We start from the raw sequence: 15,406 nt of genomic DNA, 5'->3' as shown, positions 1-15,406 counted from the left end.
ACGAGGACCACGCCGAGTACCGGGCGGAGCCGGGTCGGTCACTGACGGTGGTCGACGAGGTCGATGAGTTGACGCACCACGGCGTCCGGCTCGATGACCCGGTCGAAGACCGCGACCAGCAGGGTTTCCAGGTCCGGGTAGCCGAGTTCCTCCGACAGGCGCAGCAGCGGCAGATCGCTGGCCAGCCCCCGGTTGTGCTGGCGCAGGGCCAGCCCGATGGTGGCTCGGCCCAGGCGGACCTTGTCGCTGATCGAGATCCCCGGCTCGCTGTGCTCGGCGAACCACCTGTTGATCTGCATCTGGGCGTGTGGTGACTTGACGAACCCCAGCCACTCACGACGCGGCCCACGCGGGGCCACCTCGGCGTCGAGGCTGCTCTCCTCGTCGGTCTCGGTGAAGATCTCCACCACGTCACCCTCCTCGAGCTCGGAGGAGAGCGGGACCAGCCGACCGTTGATCCGGGCCGCCAGACACCGGTCACCCCGATCGGTACCCAGCTCATAGGCCAGGTCGACGGGGGTGGCACCGGCCGGCAGCACGATCTGCCGCCCCTCGGCGACCACCTGGATCTGCGCCTCGGACAGGTCGCAGCGCAGCGAGTGCAGGAACTGGGCCGGGTCGGCGGCATCCTGCTCCCAGTCCAGCACCCGGCGCAGCCAGTCGAGCTGCCCCGAGCGGGCCGTGGCCCCGCCGGAGCGGGGGAAGCGGAAGTCGGCCGCCACCCCGTACTCGGCCGCGCGGTGCATCTCCGTGGTGCGGATCAGCACCTCGACGGTGCGGTTCTTCGGTCCGCAGACGCTCGTGTGCAGCGACCGGTAGAGGTTGTTCTTCGGTGAGGCGATGAAGTCCTTGAACCGGCCCGGCACCGGCCGCCAGAGGCCGTGCACGGCACCGAGCGCCGCGTAACAGTCGGTCGGCGGACCGTCGACCACGATGGTGATCCGGGGCAGGTCGAACGGGGCGGTGTGGCCGCCGGCCACGGTGTCCTTCCAGATCGAGTAGAGGTGCCGGGGACGTGGGTTCACCTCCGCGTCGACCCGGCTGCGCCGTAGCGCCACCCTGGCCTGGGCGACCACCTCGGCGAGGTAGCTGTCCCAGCCGGGCCGGTCGTGCACGTGTCGCGCGATGCGGGCGTGCTCGTCGGGCTCGAGGTGCAGCAGCACCACGTCGTCCAGCTCCCGTTTGAGGGTCTGGATACCCAGCCGGTCGCAGAGCGGTACCAGCACCTCCTGGGTCTTGCGGGCGATCCGCTCGCGGGAGGCGGCCGAGCGCACGCCCAGGGTGCGCATGTTGTGCAGCCGGTCGGCGAGCTTGATGATCAGCACCCGGACGTCCTTGCCGGCCGCGATGATCATCTTGCGGATGGTCTCCGCCTCGGCGGCCTGCCCGTAGAACGCCTTGTCGAACTTGGTCACCCCGTCGACCAGGTGGGCGACCTCGTGGCCGAAGTCCTCCGCGAGGGCCTGCAACGTGTAGCGGGTGTCCTCCACCGTGTCGTGCAGCAGCGCCGCGACCAGAGTGGTGGTGTCCATGCCGAGTTCCGCGCAGATCTGGGCGACCGCCAGCGGGTGGGTGATGAACGGTTCCCCGCTCTTGCGGAACTGCCCCCGGTGCATGTTGTCGGCGATGGTGTACGCCCGGCGCAGCACCGCCGGGTCGGCACCGGAGTGGATGGCGCGGTGGGTGCGTACCAGTTGGCCGACCGGCTCGGTCTCGGTGGTCGGCCAGGTCAGCAGCGATCGGAGTCGTCTGGTCAGGGGCAGCTCGCCGGGCTGTGTCGGGAGCGCACCGCCCAGGGCGCCGCCGTGGCCGGCGTTGACGTCCACCTGGGACACCCCCTCACGCCTGCTGCACCACCACCGGAATCCGGCAAGCGGGAGCAGACCCTCGAAACGGGCAGGACTGCACTTCCTTAACAGAGTAAGTGAGTCGACGTAGTCCGATCGGACAGTTGCTCATGAGCGTTCGGACCAGAGTTGCCGGGACGCCGCGCTCTCCGCCTTGGTCAACAGGTCGCGGAACCGTGCCGCGCCGGCCACCGGCGAGGACCAACCGGCGGACATCTCGACCAGTCGGGTCTCCGGTCGCTCCAACCAGGACAGGATCCGCTCCGACTCCTCCGGGCTGGCCGCCGGGACCGGGCCGTGCCCGGCCGGCACCGTCTCGGCGGTGGCCCGGATGGCGGTCAACGTCGGTCGGGGATGGACCCCGGGCGGTGACACGCCGGCACCGGCGAGCCGGCCGTGACGTACCAGCGCCAGCTCCCAGCCGCCGCCGGCCGCGGGGTGCGCGGCGGCCACCTCGGCGAGCCCACTCAACGCGGCGAGGCGCTGCATGCGTACGGCGGCCCGCAGCACCGCCGCGAGGCGGGAGCGCAGCACGGCCGCCTCCTCGTAGCGCTGGCCGGCCGAGAGCGCCTCGATCCGTGCGAGCAGGGCGTCCACCACCGGCTGCGGGTCGCCGGTGGTGGCGGTGGCGAACGGCGTGACCGCCCGGGCGTCGTACTCCTCGGGTGAGATCCGGTGCTCGCAGGGTGCCGGGCAGCGGCCCAGCTCGGCCAGCGCGCAGGCCGGCGTGACGGTACGCAGCGACAACCGGTGGGTGCACTGCCGTAGCGGCACCGCGTCGTGGAAGCCGGCGGCGGCCAGCTCGGCGGCCCGCCGCGAGGTGAACGGGCCGAGGTAGGCGCGGTCACCCGGGGAGATCTCCCGGACCACCGACAACCTGGGGTACGGCCCGTCGGTCAGCTTCAGCCAGACCACCCGCTCCGGGTACTTCGACCGTCGGTTGTACGGCGGCGCGTGCGCCGCGATCAGCCGCAGCTCACGCACCTCGGCCTCCAACGAGTGCGCACACTCCACCGCCTCCACCCGTTCGGCGGCGGCCAGCATCTCCGAGATCCGGGCGCGTTTCTCCGCGGCGGTGAAGTAGCTGCGTACCCGGGTGGCGATGTCCCGGGAGGTGCCGACGTAGAGTGGCCGCTCGTCGGCGGCCCGGAAGATGTAGACCCCGGGGGAGCGGGGCAGGCCGTCGGCCAGATGCCGCTTGCGACGCTGCGTCGGGGTGACCGCGCGGGCGAACTCGATGGCGTCGCCGATGGTGTCGACCCGGTGCCCGCCGAGGCGGCCGATCAGCCCGTGCAGCACGTCCACGGTCGCCCGGGCGTCGTCCAGGGCCCGGTGGGTCGGCTGCGTGGCCGCCCGGAAGTACGCGGCGAGCGTGCCGAGCTTACGGTTGGGCACCTCGTCGCGCAGCAGCACCCGTCGGGCCAGCGCCGCGGTGTCCAGCACCCGTGGGTTCGGCCAGCGGTAGCCGTGCTTCGCGCAGGCCGCCTTGAGGAAGCCGACGTCGTACGGCGCGTTGTGGGCGACCAGCACGGCGTCCGCGACGAACTCCAGGAAGCTCGGCAGCACCTGCTCGATCGGCGGCGCCGGCAGCAGCATCGCCTGGGTGATGCCGGTCAGCACGGTGATGAAGGGTGGGATCGGCACCCCGGGGTTGACCAGGGTGGCCAGCACCCCCAGCTCCTCGCCGCCGCGCACCTTGACCGCGCCGATCTCGGTGATGCCGCCGCCGTCGGGCGCGCCGCCGGTGGTCTCGAGGTCGACCACCACGAACGTCGTCGCGTACAGCGGCAGCGCCGGGTCGACACCGTCGACGGTCGGGTCGAGGCCGGCCAGCGGCGGTTGCCGGAACTCCTGTGCTGCCATCCGCGGCACCGTAACGGTCCGGTCCGACACTCGCGCCCCACCGGCCCCAGACGTCACCACCGGTCTAGGATGAGAGATCGGCTCACTCACCGGGCGGTGGGCCCGGTCCCGGTGGGAGACTTGCCACATGCCCCTCACCGAGCCGCACGACGACAACCTCCCGCAGGAGGAGCAGGTCGTCGCGGTGCCCGCGGCCGGTGACGGTGCCACTGACGACCCGACACCGGACCCCGGGCCGGCGGACCCGGGGCAGCCGGAGCCGGAGCCGATCCTGCCCGAGCCGGTGCGACAGCGGATCGTCTCGCTCACCGCCGCCGTGCTGCCCGGTCTGCCCGCCGACGAGGTGCCCGTGCCGCTGCGCCGGGTCGCCAAGTTCGCCCCGAATCGGCGCGCCCGGCTCGGCGCGCCGGCGATCGCCGCCCAACTCACCGCCGATCCGCTGTTCCGGCAGCGGGTCACCGCACGGGTGCTGGCCGACGCCGGTGACCTGGGCACCGCCGTGGTGGAGGGCACCGCGCCCGCCGCCGCCGATCCGGTCGAGGTGGCGGCCCTGGCCTACCTGGCCCGTCCGCGCGGCTGGCGGGAGCTGATCGACGCCAGCGGGGCGGCGGTTCGCGCCGAGGCGGACACGGCGGTGGTGGCCGAACTGGTCCGGCAGGCCGAACAGCGGGCCACCCGGGCCGAGCACGACCGGGCGGTCGCCCGGGTGGAGGCCGACAAGCTGCGCGACGAACTGGCCCGGGTACGCGAGGAACTGGGCCAACTGCGCGAGGAGGCCCGGCAACTGACTCGTACGCTGCGGGAGAGCCAGGCCCGGGAGCGTCGGACCAACGAGCTGCTGGCCACCGAGCGCGGCCGGGCCACCCGGGCCGCCGCCGACGCGGACGCTGAACTGCGCCGGGTCCGGGCCCGGCTGGCCGAGGCGGAGGCCGCGGCCGGTGCGGCCCGCAGCAGCGCCAAGGAGGCGCGCTCGGTCGACGACGCGCGACTGTGGCTGCTGCTGGAGACGATCGGTCAGGCCGCCGTCGGGCTGCGCCGGGAGCTGGCCCTGGATCCGGTCGACAAGCTGCCCGCCGACTTCGTGGCCGACTCCTTCACCGATGCCCCCACCGCCGCCACCGGGGCCGCCGCCCGGGCCCAGGACACCGACGACCCGGCCCGGCTGGACCAGCTCCTGGCGCTGCCCCGGGCGCACCTGGTGGTCGACGGCTACAACGTGACCAAACGCGGTTTCGGGGAGATGTCGCTCGAACAGCAGCGCAAGCGGCTGGTGAGCGGCCTCGGCGGGATCGCCGCGCAGACCGGTGACGAGGTCACGGTGGTCTTCGACGGCGCCGAACGGGTGCACGGCCTGCCACCCACCCCGCGTGGCGTGCGGGTGCTGTTCTCCCGCAAGGGTGAGACCGCCGACGAGCTGATCCGCCGACTGGTGCGGGCCGAACCACCGGGCCGTCCCGTGGTGGTGGTGTCCTCCGACCGCGAGGTGGCCGACGGGGTACGCCGGCACGGCGCGTACCCGCTGGGGGCGGATTCGCTGGTGCGCCGGCTGTCGCGGTCCTGAGCCCGGCCGCGGTGGTCCTGAGCCGGCCCTGCGGTGGGTCGACGGGCGTGGGGCGGACCCACCCCGGGACATAGGATGGGCGCCCATGGCGACAGGAGCGGCAGGCATGAGGCGCACGGCGGGCGACGGAACGGTTCGCGTTCGCCGCGGCGGATCGCCGGTGCCGGACGGGACGGCGTGGTGAGCCCGCGAGGATGGGCGCTGCTGACCCTGGCCGGACTGGGTGTCGCCCTGGTCGTGGCGGCGCTGGTGCTGATCCCGTGGCAGCGTCCACCGGCCCCCCGGGCGGACCAGCTCGCCGCCCTGCGTGATCTGCCGACCGAGCAGGTGGAGCGGGCCCGGCAGTTCCGGTCCGCGCTGCGTCCCGGCGGGTGGGCGGCGCTCGGCGTCGGGCTGCTGGTGGCCCTGGCACTCGGGTTGACCCCGCTGGGCAGCCGACTGGTGGAGTTGGCCGGGCGGCCCTTCGGCGGGCACTGGATCGCACAGGCGATCCTCGGTGGTCTGGCCGTGGTGCTGGTCGCCGACCTGGTGACCCTGCCGTTCTCGGCCTGGCGGCACAGCGTGCTCACCCGTTACGGGCTGGCCACCAACGGCTGGGGCGGCTGGGCGGTGGACCTGCTCAAGTCGTACGCGGTGAGCGCCGTCATCGGTGCGGTGGCGCTGCTCGGCTTCTACACCGTCGTGCGACTCGCCCCCCGCTGGTGGTGGGCCTTCGGCGCGGCCGGTGCCGCCACCCTGGTGGCGCTGCTGTCCTTCGTGCTGCCGGTGCTTGTCGAGCCGGTCTTCAACCGGTTCCGTCCGATGGAGCCGTCCCCGCTGCGCAGCCAGCTCATGGAGCTGGCCGAACGGGACGGAGTGCCGGTACGCGACGTGCTGGTCGCCGACGCCTCCCGGCGCACCCGGGCGGTCAACGCGTACGTTTCCGGGTTGGGACCGACCCGCCGGGTGGTGGTCTACGACAATCTGCTGCGCGAGGCGACGCCGGCCGAGGTGACCGCGGTGGTGGCGCACGAACTGGGCCATGCCCGGGACCGGGACGTACCGGTCGGCACGCTCACCGGCGCGCTCGGCGCCGCCGCCGCGGTGGTGGCGCTCTACCTGATCGGCTCCTGGCCGCCGCTGCTGCGCCTGGCCGGGGTCGACTCGGTGGCGCAACCCCGCGCGTTTGCGCTGTTGCTCGCCCTGGTCACGGTGGCCGGGCTGGTCTTCGCCCCGGTGCAGGCGCTGATGTCGCGGCGGGTCGAGGCCCGCGCCGACGCACACGCGCTGGCGTTGACCGGCGACCCGGCCGCGTTCGAGTCGATGCAGCGGCGGTTGTCCGCGGTCAACCTCTCCGACCCCGACCCGCCCCGCTGGGAGTACCTCTACTCGGCGTCCCACCCGTCCACCGTGGAGCGGATCGCCGCCGCCCGCGCGTACGCCCGAAAGGTTTCCCGGTGAGCCGCACGTTGCTGGTGACGAACGATTTTCCGCCCCGGCCGGGCGGCATCCAGTCGTTCGTGCACAACCTCGCGGTGCGTCAGCCGGCCGGTTCGGTGGTGGTGTACGCGTCACGCTGGGCCGGGGCGGACAAGTTCGACGCCGACCAGCCGTTCGAGGTGGTGCGGGAGCGCACCAAGGTGTTGCTGCCCACCCCCCTCGTGGCGCGCCGGGCCGCCCGACTGGCCCGGTCGTACGGCTGCGACACGGTCTGGTTCGGTGCGGCGGCTCCGCTCGGCCTGCTCGCCGCCGGGCTGCGCCGACGGGCCGGGATCCGGCGGGTGGTCGCCCTGACCCACGGTCACGAGGTCGGCTGGGCGGCGTTGCCGATGGCCCGGACGGCGCTGCGGCGCATCGCCCGGGACACCGACGTGGTGACCTACCTGGGGGAGTACACCCGCACCCGGCTGGCCCGGGCCGTGGACGGCCTGACCGAACTGCGGCGGCTCGCGCCCGGCGTGGACACCGACGTCTACCACCCGTCGGTCGACGGTGGCGCGGTGCGGCACCGGCTCGGCCTGGCCGACCGGCCGGTGGTGGTCTGCGTGTCGCGGCTGGTGCCCCGCAAGGGCCAGGACATGCTGATCCGGGCGATGCCGCTGATCCGCCGCCGGGTGCCCGACGCCGCGTTGCTGGTGGTCGGCGGTGGACCGTACCGGACCACGCTGGCCCGGCTGGCCCGGCAGTCGGGGGTGGAGCGGGACGTGGTCTTCACCGGTTCGGTGCCCTCGGCAGAACTGCCGGCCCACTACGCGGCCGGCGACGTGTACGCCATGCCGTGCCGCACCCGCAACCGGGGCCTGGACGTCGAAGGGCTCGGCATCGTCTACCTGGAGGCGTCGGCGACCGGTCTGCCGGTGGTCGCCGGCGACTCCGGCGGTGCCCCGGACGCGGTGCGCCAGGGCGAGACGGGCTACGTGGTGGACGGTCGGGATCTCGCCGAACTCGCCGACCGGGTGGCCACCCTGCTGGCCGACCGGGACCTGGCCCGGCAGTTCGGCACCGCCGGCCGGGCCTGGGTGGAGCGGGAGTGGCGCTGGGAGACGCAGGCCCGACGCCTGGCGACGCTGCTCGACGGCTGAGTAACGGCTCACTGTCCGGACCGCCGAACAGCTGCCGTGTGGTGGCGGGCTCAGCGGATGCGGGCGAGGATGTGGTCGGGGGAGGCGGGGCGGCCGAAGTGCCAGCCCTGACCGGCGTCGCAGCCGATCGCCCGCAGCCGCTCGGCCTGGCCGCCGGTCTCCACCCCCTCGGCGGTCACGGTCAGGTCCAGCGCGTGTGCCAGCGAGACCAGCGAGGCCAGGATCCGCTCGTCGGCGCGGGCCTCCGGGGTGCGCAGGCCCCGCACGAACTCACCGGCCACCTTCAACTCGGTCACCGGCAGGTCCCGCAGATAGGCCAGGTTGCTGTAGCCGGTACCGAAGTCGTCGATGGCGATCCGGATGCCCAGGTCGGCGAGGGCGCGAAGGGCGCGTACCGGCTCCTCGGAGGTGGTCATCATCGTGCTCTCGGTGATCTCCAGTTGGAGCCGGTTCGGCGGCAGGCCGGTACGTCGCAGCAGGGCCCGCACCTCCTGCACCAGACCGGGGCGGCGGACCTGCCGCACCGCCAGGTTGACGCTGACGTACGGCGGCTCACCCGAGGTGGACGTCCAGCCGACCGCCTCGCGGCACGCCTCCGCGAGCACCCAGCCGCCGAGCGGCACGATCAACCCGGTCTCCTCGGCGAGACCGATGAACTTGTCCGGGCGCAGCACCCCGAGCCGTGGGTGGCGCCACCGGACCAGCGCCTCGACGCCCAGCAGCGAACCGTCGTGCAACGAGGTCAACGGCTGGTAGTCGAGGAAGAACTCACCCCGTTCCAGCCCCGCCGGGATGGCCGCGCACAGCTCCTGGCGGGCCTGTTCCCGGCCGTCGCGCTCCGCGTCGTACAGGGCCCATCCCGCGCCCCCGGCCGACTTGGCCCAGTGCAGCGTGCTGCCCGCGGCCCGCATCAGGTCGTCGGGTGAGGTGCCGGCGACCCGTCGCTCCACGATGCCCACGCTCGCCGTGACGGTCACGTCGTGCCCGTCGACCACCACCGGCTCGGAGAGCGCGGCCAGTGCCGCCTCGGCGACGGCGACCACGTCTCCGGTGCCGGTGGACCGTTCGACGAGAACGACGAAGGCGTCCCCGCCGAGCCGCGCGACCAGGTGCGGCTCGACCGCCCGCCGCAGTCGCCGCGCCGCCGCCACCAGGGCGCGGTCGCCGATCTGGTGTCCGAAGGAGTCGTTGACCCGCTTGAACCGGTCGAGGTCGAGAAAGCACAACCCGACCCGGCGGCCGCTGCCGGCCGACGCGTCGACGGCGGCGGCGAGGCGTTCGGCGAAGAGCGTGCGGTTCGGCAGGTCGGTCAGCGGATCGTGGGTGGCCTGGTGCCGGAAGCGGGCCTCGCTGGCCCGGAGAGCCTGCTCCGCCTCGGCGCGGGCGGTCATCGCGGCCCGCCGGATGGACTCCTGCTCGTCGAGGGTCCGGTCCCGCAGCGCCCGGGCGTAACCGGTGGCGACCGCGCCCAGCAGGCGGGCCATCCGGTCCTCGATGTCGTCGGCGACCAGGTCGAGGTCGCGGACCAGTCGAAGCTGGATCACCTCGACGGTCCGCCCGAGGGCCTCGGCGGAAACGATGTGCGCGGCGACCAGCTCGTCGGCGACCCGGTGCCCGACCCGCAGGTCGAGCGGCTCCGCCCGCAGCGCCTCGGCGAGCAGGTCGGTGAGCCGTTGCAGCAGCACCTCGAGCTGGGCGTGGGTCATCGGCAGATAGCTGGTGCCCGATACCGCCTTCGCCCAGGCGCGGGCGAACACGCCGACGCAGGGCCGGCCGTCCGCGGGCTTACCCACCGAGGCGCCCGACCCCGCCGAGGAAGACCGCCCGTTCGGCGTCCTCGGCGCTCTCCGGCGTCTCCGGACGCCACTGCGGCACCCACACCACGCCGGGCTCGACCAACTCGAAGCCGTCGAAGAACCCGGTCAGCTCGGCCCGGCTGCGTATCCACAGCGGGTTGTCGGTGCGCCGGTAGACCTCCTCGGCCTCGGCCCGCTCGGCCTCGTCCCGGCCGTCGTCGCTGGCCTGCGACAGGACCAGGTAGCTGCCGGGGGCAAGTGCCGCCCGCAGCGTCCGCAGCACCTCGGCCGGCCGGTCGTCGTCGGAGACGAAGTGCAGCACCGCCACCACCAGCACCGCCATCGGCTGGGAGAAGTCGAGCATCGCGCGCACGTCGGGATGGGCCAGGATCCGGTCGGGATGGCGCAGGTCCTCCTGGATCACCGCCGTACGGTCGTTGCCGGCCAGGATCTCGCGGCTGTGCGCCACGGCGACCGGGTCGACGTCGACGTAGACCACCCGCGAGTCGGGGGCGTGCCGTTGCGCGATCTCGTGCACGTTGCCCACGGTGGGGATGCCGGAACCGATGTCCAGGAACTGCCGGATGCCGGCGTCGGTGAGGAACTGCACGGCGCGGCGCAGGAAGGCGCGGTTGGCCTGGGCCATCAGCGGTGCCTGCGGCACCACCGCCACCATCGCTCGAGCGGTCGCCCGGTCCACCGCGAAGTTGTGTGAGCCGCCGAGATAGTAGTCGTACATGCGGGCGACGCTGGGACGTTCGACGTCGATCGACTCGGGTGCCCAGTCCGGCCGCTGCAAGTGCCTCACCCCTTCGCCCACCATCGGCGGCGACGCCGCCTCGGCGGGTATTCTGCCCCGCTTTCGCAAGGGAGGCCAGAGCCGGTACGGGCCGGAGGCTGTCGATGCGAAGATCCGTGCCCCGCCGCGGTGGGACACGGATCTTCGTCGGTCTCGCGCCGATCAGAACTTCGGCGCGTCCGGTGCCTCGAGCAGACCGAGCCGCAGCGCGGTCATCAGCGCCTGCGCCCGGTTGGCCGCGCCGAGCTTCTCGTAGAGCTTCGAGATGTGGGTCTTGGCGGTCGATTCGCTGACGAACAGCTGCTTGGCGATGCCGGCGACGCTCATGCCGTCGGCGAGCAGCCGCAGCACCTGACCCTCGCGGGGGGACAGCTGCGGGCCGGACGGGGCGAGTCGACGCTTCATCGCCTCGGCCAGGTCGGCGGCGGTGAAGGCGCTGGGGGAGGAGGCGGCGTGCCGGGCGGCGGCGACCACCTCGTCGGCCGGCGCGGTCTTCGGCACGAACGCGCTGGCCCCCGCCTCCAGGGCGCCGAAGAGCTGGTCGTCGCCGGCGTACATGGTGAGCACCACGATGCCCATCGACGCGCTGGACTTGCGCAGCGCCCGGGTGGCCTCCAGGCCGCTGCCGTCGGGCAACCGCAGATCCATGATCACCACGTCCGGTTGCAGGGCACCGGCCTGCCGGACGCCCTCCGCCGCCGTGGCCGCCTCGCCGACGACCTCGAACTGCCGGTCGCGCTCGAAGGCGTGCCGCAGGCCCTTGCGGATCAAGTCGTGATCGTCGACAAGGAGGACCTTGGTACGGGTTGCCGGTGTCGGGCTTGTGGTCATCCTCGGCTTACTCCCCTTCTGCTGCGGCGGCGCTACCGCGAACGTTATCGCGCCGGGGCGGTGAACCGACCACCACCGCGACGGTCGTCCCGCTCGGCTGTCGCGGCCTGATCTCCAACCGGCCCCGGATACGTTCCGCTCTCTCGGCCATGATCGCAAGACCATAGTGCCCGTCCGAGCGCTGGTCACCTATGCCGTGACCGTCATCCGACACTTCGATCTGCGCGTACGGCGGATCCACCTCGCAGGTGACCCAGAGGTTGGCCGCGCCGGCGTGCTTGCGGGCGTTGGTGACCGCCTCCTGGGCGATGCGCAGCAACTCGGCCTCGGTCGCGGCGGGCAGCCGGGCGGTGGACTCGTCCAGGGACAGGTGGACCCGCAGTCCGCCGGAGGCGCCGACGGTGCGCGCGTACTCGGCGATCGCGGCGGCCAGGCCACCGTGCCGATCCACCTCGCTGCGCAGCTCGAACAGGCTCAGCCGCAGCTCGGTGATCACCCGGGTCACCTCCTGGCGCAGCAGCCGCAGCGACTCGGCGGTCTCCTCGGCGTCGTCGTGCACGGTGGCCAACGCGTTGTCGATGCCGTAGCCCACCATCACCAGCTCCTGGGCCACCCCGTCGTGGATCTCCCGGGCCAGCCGCTGCCGCTCCTCGTTGGTGGCCAGCGAGCGCACCTCGTCGAAGAGCAGGGCAGCCTCCAGACGCAGCGCGGCCGGGCCGGTCAGCGCGGTCACCTGGGCCACCACCGGTGGCGGGTACGCGTGTGCAGTGTCGGTCTCCAGCACCACCAGACCCACCGTGCGCAACCCGGCCACCAGCGGCACGATCAGCGCCGAGACCTCGCCACCACGATGTGAGCGGGACTGCGAGCGGGCCGAGGTCTGCCACTGCTGGCTGGCCCAGGCGTCGGCGATGGCCGAGTCGGCGTCGATGGTCGTCTCCCAGTCGACCCGGTCCGCGCCGAGCTGGGCGAGCACCACCAACCGGCCACCACCGCTGGCGGAGAGCACCGCGCCCCGGTCGGTACGGGCCACCGTGCGCAGTTCCTCCAACAGGTGCTCGGAGATCCCGCCCGGGTCCAGCGTGGCCCCGGGCAGTTGACGGGCCACCGTACGCAGCTGGGTCAGCAGCCGGGTCGCCTCGGCGTACGGCTGGGGTTTGCTGTCGTGGCGGGCCTGCATCACCCGGTGCAGGGTGCCGGCGGCGTAGAGACCGAGGGCGGCGAGGATCAGCCACTGGGCGCAGACGGCGAGATAGCCGGGCTGGCTGAGCTGGCGGACCCCACCCACCTCGGTGACCGCGCCGGCGAGCAGCAGACTGCCGGCGGTCACGGCGATCAGCGCCGCGCCCTCCCGGAAGCGGCGACGCAGCGCGGTGACGGTCACCGGCACCGCGAGGTATGGCAGCACGGCGGAGGCGCCGAGACCACCGATGTGCCCGCCGACGGTGGCCACCGCGGCGACCTGGCTGGCCGCCAGACCGAGCACCACCACCTCCGCCACCCGGCTGAGTGGACCGACGAGCCGGTGCTGGGGTGCCAGCATCGCCGGCAGCCCGGCCAGCGCCAGCAGGACGATCCACCACAGCTGGGCCACGTCGCGGGTGGCGAACAGGGTCAGGACGGCGACCAGCGTGAGTACGACGACGCGGGCCGCCGCGGCGAGCGGGTGCGAGCGGGCCAGGGCGGATGTGGAGGCGGGCACGTGACGGATCGTAGTCAGCCGCGGTAGATGTCGGCGATCTCCGCCGCGTACGTCTTGTGCACGACCTGGCGCTTGACCTTCAGCGACGGGGTCAACTCCCCGGTCGCCTCGGTGAAGTCGCGCGGCAGCACCCGGAAGACCTTGATCGCTTCGGCCTTGGAGACCGACTGGTTGGCCCGGTCCACGGCGGCCTGGATCTCCGCGCGCAGTCCCTCGTGCTCGCGCAGTTGCTCGATCCCGGTGTCCGCCGGCAGCCCGGCCGACTCCAGCCAGCCCGGCAGGGCCTCCTCGTCGAGGGTGACCAGCGCGGCGATGAACGGCTGCCGGTCACCCACCACGACGCACTGGCTGACCAGGCGGTGCGACCGGACCTGGTCCTCCAGCACGGCCGGGGCGACGTTCTTGCCGCCGGCCGTCACGATGATCTCCTTCTTCCGGCCGGTGATGGTCAGGTAGCCGTCCGCGTCGAGCGAACCCAGGTCGCCGGTGCGGAACCAGCCGTCCGGGGTGAGCGCCTCGGCGGTGGCCGCGTCGTTGTGCCAGTACCCCTGGAAGACGAGATCTCCGGCGACGAGCACCTCGCCGTCGTCGTCGATGCGGATGGTCACCCCGGGCAACGGCCGGCCGACCGTGCCGATCCGGGTGAATCCGGGCAGGTTGGCCGAGGCGGCGGGAGAGGTCTCGGTCAGGCCGTACCCCTCGCAGACGGTCACGCCGATGCCCCGGAAGAAGTGCCCGAGCCGGGCGCCGAGTGGTGCGCCGCCGGAGATCGCGTCGCGGCAGCGCCCGCCGAGCGCGGCCCGTAGTTTGCCGTAGACCAGCCGGTCGAAGAGCGCGTGCTGGGCACGCAGCGCCAGGCCCGGCCCGCCCGACGTCTCGAGCGCCTCGCTGTACGCGATGGCGACCGCCTCGGCCCGGGCGAAGATCCCGCCCTTGCCGCCGGCCTCGGCCTTCTGCTTGGCGCCGTTGTAGACCTTCTCGAAGACGCGGGGCACCGAGAGCACGAAGGTCGGCTTGACCTCCTGCAACTCGGCGACCAGGTTCTTGGTGTCCGAGCAGTGCGCCATCGTGGCCCGGGCCTGCACCACGCCGATCTGGATCAGCCGGGCGAAGGCGTGCGCGAGCGGCAGGAACAGCAGGGTCGACGCGTTCGGCCCGAACAGGTTCGGCAGCACCGGGACGGCGTTGGCGATGTCGGCGTACATGTTGCGGTGGGTCAGCACGCAGCCCTTGGGCCGGCCGGTGGTGCCGCTGGTGTAGATGATCGTCGCCACGTCCGAGGAGCGCAGGCCCGCGCGGCGGCGCTCGATCTCGGTCGGCTCCACCTCCGCGCCGACGGCCATCAGGTCGTCCACCCCACCCAGGTCGATCTGCCAGACGTGGGACAGGGCGGGCAGCTGGTCCCGGACGCCGGCCACCAGCGTGGCGTGCGCGGTGCTCTCCACCACCACGGCCACCGCGCCGGAGTCGCCGAGGATCCAGGCCGCCTGCTCGGCGCTGGAGGTCTCGTAGATCGGCACGGTGACCGCACCGGCCGCCCAGATGGCGTAGTCGACGAGCGTCCACTCGTACCGGGTGCGGCTCATCAGCGCCACCCGGTCGCCCGGCCGCACCCCGGCGGCGACCAGCCCGCGGGCGACCGCGGCCACCTCGTCGCGGAACTGCCGGCAGGTCACGTCGGTCCAGGCGCCCGTGGCGTCGCGGCGGACGAACTGCACCGCGTCGGGCGCGGCCTCGGCGTTGTCCCAGACCGGATCGGTGAGGTTGGCCGAATCGCCGACGGTGACGATCGGCGGGACGGTGAACTCGCGCACCTGCACTCCCTCGTGCTCACGGGACCGGGTCGGGCCGCCACCTGCGCGGGTGGCCTCGTCGAAACCTACCCGCCCGGTCGGCCGGGAGCACATCGCAGGTGGGCGGCGCGGCACGCGGGCGGTCACCGGACGGTAGCCTCCCACCATGGCGGACTCCTCCACCCAGTCGATCATCATCGGCGCGTCACCGGACCGGGTGGCCGCGGTCATCTGTGACTTCCCGAGCTACCCGGAGTGGACCGACGCGGTCCGCGAGGCGGAGGTGATCGAGGAGTACGAGGACGGTTACGCCAGCCAGGTCCGTTTCGTCCTCGACGCGACCGTGATGGCCGACGAGTACGTGCTGGCGTACGCCTACGCCGAGGACCTGTCCCGCGTCGAGTGGCACCTGGTGGCCCCGTCGAAGATGCAGAAGGCGCAGCGGGGCGCGTACGACCTGGTGGGCAACGCCGACGGGAGTACCACCGTGACCTACACCCTGGAGGTGGAGCTCGCGGTCGGGATGCTCGGCATGTTCCGTCGCAAGGCCGAGAAAATGATCATGGATGCGGCGTTGAAGCAGCTCAAGCGCCGGGTAGAAACATCCGGTGCGGCGCAGTGACGCGTCCGGCGACCCGGCCGCCGCGGTAGAG

Annotated in this window: 11 protein-coding genes; 4 read left to right on the top strand and 7 right to left on the bottom strand. The window is 73.1% G+C overall.

The annotated features are described in order from the left end of the window. Nucleotides 1–38: 38 nt before the first annotated feature. A complete protein-coding gene (locus O7597_RS02505) occupies nucleotides 39–1,826 on the bottom strand; it encodes an HD domain-containing protein (RefSeq protein ID WP_269737532.1) in 1,788 nt (595 codons plus the stop codon). A 129-nt stretch (nucleotides 1,827–1,955) separates the two neighbouring features. Then, entirely contained in the window at nucleotides 1,956–3,710 is a 1,755-nt protein-coding gene (locus tag O7597_RS02500; protein ID WP_269737531.1) for a DEDD exonuclease domain-containing protein, read from the bottom strand. 127 nt (nucleotides 3,711–3,837) lie between these two features. Here O7597_RS02500 and O7597_RS02495 point away from each other — a divergent pair, with 127 nt between their 5' ends. The 3 genes from O7597_RS02495 to O7597_RS02485 all read left to right on the top strand — a co-directional run bounded on the left by O7597_RS02495 (nucleotide 3,838) and on the right by O7597_RS02485 (nucleotide 7,832). Next, nucleotides 3,838–5,271 (top strand): NYN domain-containing protein, encoded by a 1,434-nt coding sequence (locus O7597_RS02495; RefSeq protein ID WP_269737530.1) that lies wholly within the window; start codon nucleotides 3,838–3,840, stop codon nucleotides 5,269–5,271. A 180-nt stretch (nucleotides 5,272–5,451) separates the two neighbouring features. Then, the gene (locus O7597_RS02490; RefSeq protein WP_269737529.1) at nucleotides 5,452–6,711 is read left to right on the top strand and encodes a M48 family metallopeptidase; all 1,260 of its coding nucleotides are present in this window, start codon (nucleotides 5,452–5,454) and stop codon (nucleotides 6,709–6,711) included. Beyond that, nucleotides 6,708–7,832 (top strand): glycosyltransferase family 4 protein, encoded by a 1,125-nt coding sequence (locus tag O7597_RS02485; protein WP_269737528.1) that lies wholly within the window; start codon nucleotides 6,708–6,710, stop codon nucleotides 7,830–7,832. The genes O7597_RS02490 and O7597_RS02485 overlap by 4 nt, the downstream gene beginning before the upstream one ends. A 50-nt stretch (nucleotides 7,833–7,882) precedes the next feature. On the opposite strand, the gene O7597_RS02480 is transcribed toward O7597_RS02485, so the two are convergent. The 5 genes from O7597_RS02480 to O7597_RS02460 all read right to left on the bottom strand — a co-directional run bounded on the left by O7597_RS02480 (nucleotide 7,883) and on the right by O7597_RS02460 (nucleotide 14,774). Continuing rightward, on the bottom strand, nucleotides 7,883–9,538 hold the full coding sequence (locus O7597_RS02480) for a bifunctional diguanylate cyclase/phosphodiesterase (RefSeq protein ID WP_269738667.1): 1,656 nt from the start codon (nucleotides 9,536–9,538) through the stop codon (nucleotides 7,883–7,885). Between the two features lie 79 nt (nucleotides 9,539–9,617). Beyond that, entirely contained in the window at nucleotides 9,618–10,427 is an 810-nt protein-coding gene (locus O7597_RS02475; protein ID WP_269738666.1) for an SAM-dependent methyltransferase, read from the bottom strand. A 162-nt stretch (nucleotides 10,428–10,589) separates the two neighbouring features. Further along, nucleotides 10,590–11,258 (bottom strand): response regulator transcription factor, encoded by a 669-nt coding sequence (locus O7597_RS02470; RefSeq protein WP_007072219.1) that lies wholly within the window; start codon nucleotides 11,256–11,258, stop codon nucleotides 10,590–10,592. Between the two features lie 7 nt (nucleotides 11,259–11,265). Beyond that, a complete protein-coding gene (locus O7597_RS02465) occupies nucleotides 11,266–12,960 on the bottom strand; it encodes a GAF domain-containing sensor histidine kinase (protein ID WP_269737527.1) in 1,695 nt (564 codons plus the stop codon). Nucleotides 12,961–12,974: 14 nt separating this feature from the next. Continuing rightward, the gene (locus O7597_RS02460) at nucleotides 12,975–14,774 is read right to left on the bottom strand and encodes a long-chain fatty acid--CoA ligase (protein WP_281581908.1); all 1,800 of its coding nucleotides are present in this window, start codon (nucleotides 14,772–14,774) and stop codon (nucleotides 12,975–12,977) included. Nucleotides 14,775–14,919: 145 nt separating this feature from the next. Here O7597_RS02460 and O7597_RS02455 point away from each other — a divergent pair, with 145 nt between their 5' ends. Then, the gene (locus O7597_RS02455; RefSeq protein ID WP_281581907.1) at nucleotides 14,920–15,375 is read left to right on the top strand and encodes an SRPBCC family protein; all 456 of its coding nucleotides are present in this window, start codon (nucleotides 14,920–14,922) and stop codon (nucleotides 15,373–15,375) included. Nucleotides 15,376–15,406: the final 31 nt, after the last annotated feature.

This window comes from Verrucosispora sp. WMMC514, from assembly GCF_027497295.1.
Classification (GTDB): Bacteria; Actinomycetota; Actinomycetes; order Mycobacteriales; family Micromonosporaceae; genus Micromonospora; species Micromonospora palythoicola.
The sequence above is the reverse complement of the archived record's forward strand: the minus strand, read 5'-3'. Positions and strand labels throughout refer to the sequence as shown.